Source organism: Candidatus Planktophila sp. (assembly GCF_046070465.1).
GTDB lineage: Bacteria > Actinomycetota > Actinomycetes > Nanopelagicales > Nanopelagicaceae > Planktophila.
Window position 1 is genome coordinate 1 of record NZ_JBJTMK010000131.1, and the last position, 5,785, is coordinate 5,785.

General features: G+C 48.8%; 7 protein-coding genes, 2 tRNA genes and 1 pseudogene. 1 reads left to right on the top strand and 9 read right to left on the bottom strand.

All coding sequences use genetic code 11. From position 1 onward, the window contains the following. The coding region (locus tag ACKOVI_RS05990; RefSeq protein ID WP_509603185.1) for an aminotransferase class I/II-fold pyridoxal phosphate-dependent enzyme at positions 1–664 on the top strand (664 nt) is incomplete at its 5' end. A gap of 63 nt (positions 665–727) precedes the next feature. Here the strand turns inward: ACKOVI_RS05990 and ACKOVI_RS05995 are convergent. From ACKOVI_RS05995 to ACKOVI_RS06035, 9 genes and pseudogenes are all read right to left on the bottom strand, one after another. Next, positions 728–2,317 (bottom strand): alkaline phosphatase PhoX, encoded by a 1,590-nt coding sequence (locus tag ACKOVI_RS05995; protein ID WP_509603186.1) that lies wholly within the window; start codon positions 2,315–2,317, stop codon positions 728–730. Between the two features lie 135 nt (positions 2,318–2,452). Beyond that, positions 2,453–3,469 (bottom strand): UDP-N-acetylmuramate dehydrogenase, encoded by a 1,017-nt coding sequence (locus ACKOVI_RS06000; RefSeq protein ID WP_509603187.1) that lies wholly within the window; start codon positions 3,467–3,469, stop codon positions 2,453–2,455. A gap of 9 nt (positions 3,470–3,478) precedes the next feature. Beyond that, entirely contained in the window at positions 3,479–4,372 is an 894-nt protein-coding gene (locus ACKOVI_RS06005) for a CysS/YqeB C-terminal domain-containing protein (protein WP_509603188.1), read from the bottom strand. After that, positions 4,369–4,761, bottom strand: coding sequence for a MaoC/PaaZ C-terminal domain-containing protein (locus ACKOVI_RS06010; RefSeq protein ID WP_509603189.1), 393 nt, complete (start codon positions 4,759–4,761; stop codon positions 4,369–4,371). Before ACKOVI_RS06010 ends, ACKOVI_RS06005 begins: the two co-directional genes overlap by 4 nt. Continuing rightward, the gene (locus ACKOVI_RS06015; protein WP_509603190.1) at positions 4,758–5,147 is read right to left on the bottom strand and encodes an FAS1-like dehydratase domain-containing protein; all 390 of its coding nucleotides are present in this window, start codon (positions 5,145–5,147) and stop codon (positions 4,758–4,760) included. Before ACKOVI_RS06015 ends, ACKOVI_RS06010 begins: the two co-directional genes overlap by 4 nt. Continuing rightward, a complete protein-coding gene (gene rpmG / locus ACKOVI_RS06020; protein WP_017955317.1) occupies positions 5,147–5,317 on the bottom strand; it encodes a 50S ribosomal protein L33 in 171 nt (56 codons plus the stop codon). Before rpmG ends, ACKOVI_RS06015 begins: the two co-directional genes overlap by 1 nt. A gap of 88 nt (positions 5,318–5,405) precedes the next feature. After that, positions 5,406–5,479: transfer RNA gene (locus ACKOVI_RS06025), tRNA-Met, on the bottom strand. Positions 5,480–5,511: 32 nt separating this feature from the next. Continuing rightward, positions 5,512–5,584 (bottom strand) — tRNA-Thr (locus tag ACKOVI_RS06030). A 62-nt stretch (positions 5,585–5,646) separates the two neighbouring features. Further along, positions 5,647–5,785 (bottom strand): annotated as a pseudogene (locus tag ACKOVI_RS06035) (carbohydrate ABC transporter permease); the annotation flags it as partial.

Consider the following 5,785-nt stretch of genomic DNA (forward strand, 5'->3'; position numbering starts at 1 on the left):
AACAGGTTCTGTCTATTCACCAGAGCAGGTAAAGGCGATCGGCGAGTGGGCGCTGAAAAACCACATCTGGATTATCGCTGATGAAATTTACGAGCATCTTCTCTACGACGGTGCGACGGCTCCATCAATGCCAGTAGTTGTTCCAGGTCTTGCCGATCAAACAATCATTCTCAATGGCGTCGCAAAGACATACGCAATGACAGGTTGGCGCGTGGGCTGGATGATCGGACCTAAAGATGTCATCAAGGCGGCTACTAACTTGCAGTCTCACCTGACATCAAACGTTGCTAACGTCTCACAGCGTGCAGCTATTGCCGCTCTTACCGGCAGCCTCGATGCAGTGCATGAGATGGGCGTGGCTTTTGATCGCCGCCGTAAATTAATCGTCAGCCTACTCAATGAGATTCCAGGCTTTGAATGCCCAACTCCACAGGGTGCTTTCTATGTCTATCCATCAGTCAAGGGCGCGCTCGGTAAGTCAATCCGCGGCAAAGTTGCCACTACATCGGCAGAACTTGCAACAATCATCCTGGATGAGGTTGAGGTTGCAGCGGTTCCTGGTGAGGCTTTCGGACCTTCTGGTTACCTACGTTTCTCATATGCAACAAGCGATGAAGATATAGTCGAGGGTATTGGTCGAATCAAAAAACTTCTGACCGAGTAAACAGTTTTAAGGCAACAAAAAAGGCGGGAGCCCTCAATACTCCCGCCTTTTTTGATCTCGCGATTAACTAAAGATCTTGTTCCAATCGGAGATCTTTAGCAGGTAGTACTGGCCGCCTTCGATGGCTGCCTGATCTAGGGCATCGACCGGTGTTGACTCAAGTCGCGCCTTAGAGGTTGTCGTATGAACTTGTGCATTGAAGAAGAAATACGAAGCAGTGTCGCCTGCTTTACGCAGTACTGCATTCGCATTCACCATTCCGGATGACTCTTCATCGATAGTGATGAGTGAAGTTGCATCAGCAGCAAAGTAAGTCTTATCGAACTGAGCGACTACTCCGAGCTTGCCATCTGAAATTCGGTAAGCGATCACCCGTGAAACGTGGGCGTTATTACCTGGATCTTCTTGAATCAAGATGTGGCCACTCTCATCAATAGCCAAATTATCTGGCTTAGCAAGATACGGAGCTTCAGTTCCATTCAGGAGCATTTCGATAGATGCACCCTTGAGTGGATTCTTTACATCTTTGAAGGTGAGGCGCCAGAGCGCTCCACCATCGCGCGAGGTAGTTGGCTCAGCAGGATTAGGCGCCGTAGCTGCTGCATCTTTATTTGATTCAGTTGTCAGGAAGTAGTAAACATTAGGATTCTTAGGATCCCATTCGCCATCTTCTACACGTGAAAATGTAGTGCCAGCACCTTGTGCCTGAGCCTGAACGTCAGCATATGAAGGATCGGTATTGAGTGGATTGAAAGAAACTTCAACCTTCTCACCAATCTTGTAGTTTGCACGGAACTTGTTGTCAGTACGTGCATTCTTCACCGAGACGGAGTAAAGCTGGCCATTTGTGAGACCGGCCTTTTCAGCAAAGTTCGCACCTTTTTCTTGCTTGGTGCCGACATACATATTGAGCTGGCTTGAAACCGCTGCGCCATCTTCATTGAGCATTACCAATGTTGTTTTGCCCGAAGCTGGGTTAGTCAGTGCATTCTCATAACCTCCGAGACCCATCTTTGGAAGCTGAACGCCATTTCCATTCATATCAAAAGCAAAAACTCGAGAATTATCGGAACCTTCTTCAGCGGTCAGGTATACAGCGCCAGAGTAGCCAATTACCTTCTTGCCATCTTTTGCTGCCAAAGTCCCTGCTTGCATAAGATTTCCAGAACAGAACCGGTTGAGACCGTTGGAGAAGTTCTCGGAGCCAAATGAATCTAGCGCTGGATATCCTGCTGGGAGCGATTTTGTGTAGTCAGTTGTATAGGTCTTTGTGTTGTAGTCAAAGTATTGAATTGATGAGATGAGATTTTCCAAAGCTGTAATAGTTCCGGTGCTTGGGTTATAGGTCAGCTTTGAGATAGATGAGCCCCAAGTTCCGGTAGTGGCCTTGGCGAGCTGAGCGGTTTTATCGGAGATTGAAATTTCATGGTTTGAGAGAATTGTGATGGTGCCATCACTATTCTTAAGAACTCCCATTCCATCTGGAGTTCCGCGAAGGATCTTTCCGTTGATGATGTCACCTGATGTCGCTAACACGGAAATAGTTGCCGCATCGTTGACAGGTAGTACATATTGAGGAGCCTGTGCTGCAAATGCAGTTGGAGTAAGTACAAGTGCACCCACTGCAGCCGTAATAACAATTGGAATACGCATTTCATACCTTTCTAAAGCATTGGGTATGCGCATCATTGATGTGGGGAGTTAATAGCTAGTGAACTACCATCTAAATCCCTGCAATTTCTGATAAACCTGCGGAAGAAGAGTTGGTATCAGAAAGTGGCTGGCAGGTTACAAAGATATGCCTACAAGGTTTACTTCTAGTTCAAGTGTAATTCCAAACTTAGCCTCGACGCTGGCTCGCACTTCACGCGCAAGTTCGCAAATTTCTGCAGCTGTTGCTCCGCCAGCGTTGGTCAGAGCTAGGACATGTTTGGTGCTCACCTGTGCGCCACCATGTGCATGACCTTTAGCGATTCCTGAATTCTCAATCAGCCATGCTGCACTGGTCTTAACGCGCCCATCTGCCATGGGCCACTTCGGTGCGTTCTCTGGAAGTGCGGATGCAATCTCTGTGGAAATAATCGGATTGGTGAAGAAGGAACCGGCTGACCATGAATCTTTATCATCAGGGTTGAGCAACATTCCCTTTGCAGCGCGAAGTTCCATGACTGCTTTACGAACATCTACTACCGGAGCCTTATCCCCCACTGCGACACCCAACTTCTCAGCAAGTTCTGCATAGGTAATAGGTGTTGAAACTTCGCCACGGCGAATCTGGAATTGAACAGATAGGACGATGTAGCGACCTGGGTGCTTCTTAAAATACGAATTGCGGTATTCGAATTCGCACTCGCTATTAGTGAAAGTCTTAATTGCTTTTGCTTGGCGATCGTATGTGCGCACGCGAGTGATGAACTCAGATACCTCATGGCCATATGCACCAATGTTTTGAATAGGTGCTGCGCCTACTGTGCCTGGAATTCCGCTTAATGTCTCAAGGCCAGCGAAACCGCGGGAGATTGTTGTGGCAACAAATGCATCCCAATTTTCACCTGCGCCGATTGTCAGCGTTGCGCCGCTACAGGCATCTACCTCAGACTCTGCTTGATTGTTGGCGATATGGATAACTGTGCCTTCAAAACCTTTATCCGAAATCAGTACGTTGCTGCCGCCACCGATAATCAAGACTGGCGAATCACCGGCAGCTTCAATGGCGGCGATGATTTCTTCTTCAGTGGAAACGTTGACAATGCTTTTAGCAGGACCTCCCACACGCAGTGATGTGTACTTATTCAGAGTGGTCATAAGCCAAGGCTACCTGCGTGGGCTAAGAATTGCCTCTTTACCGCGGAAGCGCTCGAGGATGCGGTCGTAATTCTTCTTTGATTGAGCATCACGATACTCGGCATCTGAGTCGTGATAGCCATGATGACGATCTTGCTCAAGTGGTAAATCCATCTGCAATAGACGACCGTTTGCATGGCGCAGCCCTAACGAAAATTCAATATCTGCGTTGCGGTAGAAGACTGCGCGGTTGCTGAAACCTCTTGCAGCGAGAGCATCTTCGCGGTGCATTGCGATGAAGTAGCTAAAGAGAACATCGACCTCGCCGGCCCCCTTGTCATCGATGCTCCGCCATTCATCGTCGAGGTTAACTAATCCCCCACGCCAGCCAACAGCAACGAATTCGCGCTTCTTAAGCTCTGCAAGAACTGGGGCAATTGCATCACCCGTAAATCGCGTAGAAGGATCCATGATAACGATGAATTCGCTTGTGACATTGCGCAAGAGTGCATTGGCATTCTCGCCCCAACCGAAATTCTCGGTGACAACAACAAGTGATGTTCGAGCATCTAATTCATCGGCCAAGATGCCTGCGTCGCCAAGAACCAACATGGTGATTGCGCAATCGGGGCTATTGGCTTTGATTGTTTTCAGAGTAGCGATAGCATCCTCATGAAAACCATCGATGATCATCGCAACGGTGATCTCGTATTTACCTGAATTAATAGGGCGAATATCGCGGGTAGATTCATATGTCGCATAGCGCTTCTTAGGGCGGAGCTCATATCCGCCAGCGACATCAACAACCTCAAAACCTTTTGCCGCTATTTCGTTGCGAAGTTCATCAGATTTGGCAAAGTCTTTTGCAGCACGAGCAGCTTGTCTGGCAACCGCTAAATCGTGGACTTCTTGTGGGGCGCTCACAGTGCGACTACAGCCTTAGCCATTCCTAATACCTTGACTCCAGCAGATGTTGCTGAAATCGAGAGAGTAGCTTTGCCATCTGCAACATCGGAGACGGTCGCAGAGACCGTGAGATCAACATCCTGTCCAGCTGGGACAACGACAGGCTTGGTGAAACGACCGCCGAATTCGAGAACTTTTGCCGATCCGCCTGCAAGGTCGGAGATGTACTTACCGACAAGTGCCATTGTCAGCATTCCGTGGGCAATCACATCTGGCAAACCAACTGACTTTGCAAACGCTTCATCTTGGTGAATGGGGTTCTGGTCTCCGCTTGCATCGGCATATTGCTTTAGTAATGCGCGGTTAACGTAGAAAACTTTTTCGGGGGTCACCTGGTCTTTAATCATGCGCGAATCACCAACGTTGACCATGAGGAGACGAGGAGCTCGTCGGCGGTTGAAATATCAGAACGGACCGAGATGATTTCATTGCCAGCAACTTCGCGAGCGCTCTCAATTGTTGAAGAACAAGTAACAACATCGCCCGCTTTGATTGGGCGTTTGATTTCAAACTTTTGATCGCCATGAACTAAGCGATCCCATTTGATGCCGACTTCAGGGCTGGTGAGGATTACCTCAGATTGCTCAAGTGAAATGCGGATGGAAAATGTTGGTGGTGCAATCGTTGTATCTGTTTCGCCGACAACGGCGCAGAAGGCATCGATTTCAGATTGAGAAATAGTGATTGATTCTGTACCAGCAAAGGTACGCCCGATTGATTCCGGGCTAATCATTAGCGAGTTTCGCGGTGAAGAGTTGAAGACTTGCAACGTGGACAGAACTTCTTGAGTTCCATACGGTCTGGATCGTTGCGGCGGTTCTTCTTGGTGATGTAGTTACGCTCTTTGCAATCCACGCATGCCATGGTGATCTTTGGACGTACGTCCGCGCTCTTGCTTGCCATGGTGTTACTCCTTCGTGATTGGTGGACTCAGGCTACCTGAGGCCTCTCTGTTGGGCAAAATTGGCACTACTTCGTTTACATCTAGTTGTAGCGGAGGCGGGATTTGAACCCACGACACAGCGATTATGAGCCGCTTGCTCTACCAAGCTGAGCTACCCCGCCTAGATCGAACCTATATTCAATTGTGACTTGCGAGCCCCCCACCGGAATCGAACCGGTGACCTTTTCCTTACCATGGAAACGCTCTACCGACTGAGCTAGGGGGGCAGTGGTAGAGGCGTCAGTCTAAAGGTCAGGCCTTGAAAGTAAAAATTGACCCTAAAGGGCAATTAGCCCTTTGTTGAGCCGAGAGTCAGACCTGAGACGAACTGCTTACGGAGAACGAAGAAGACAATCAAGGTAGGTAGGGCTGCGATCATCGCACCAGCGGCCAAGAGGTTGTAATCGGTGACGAATTCACCGGTCAGA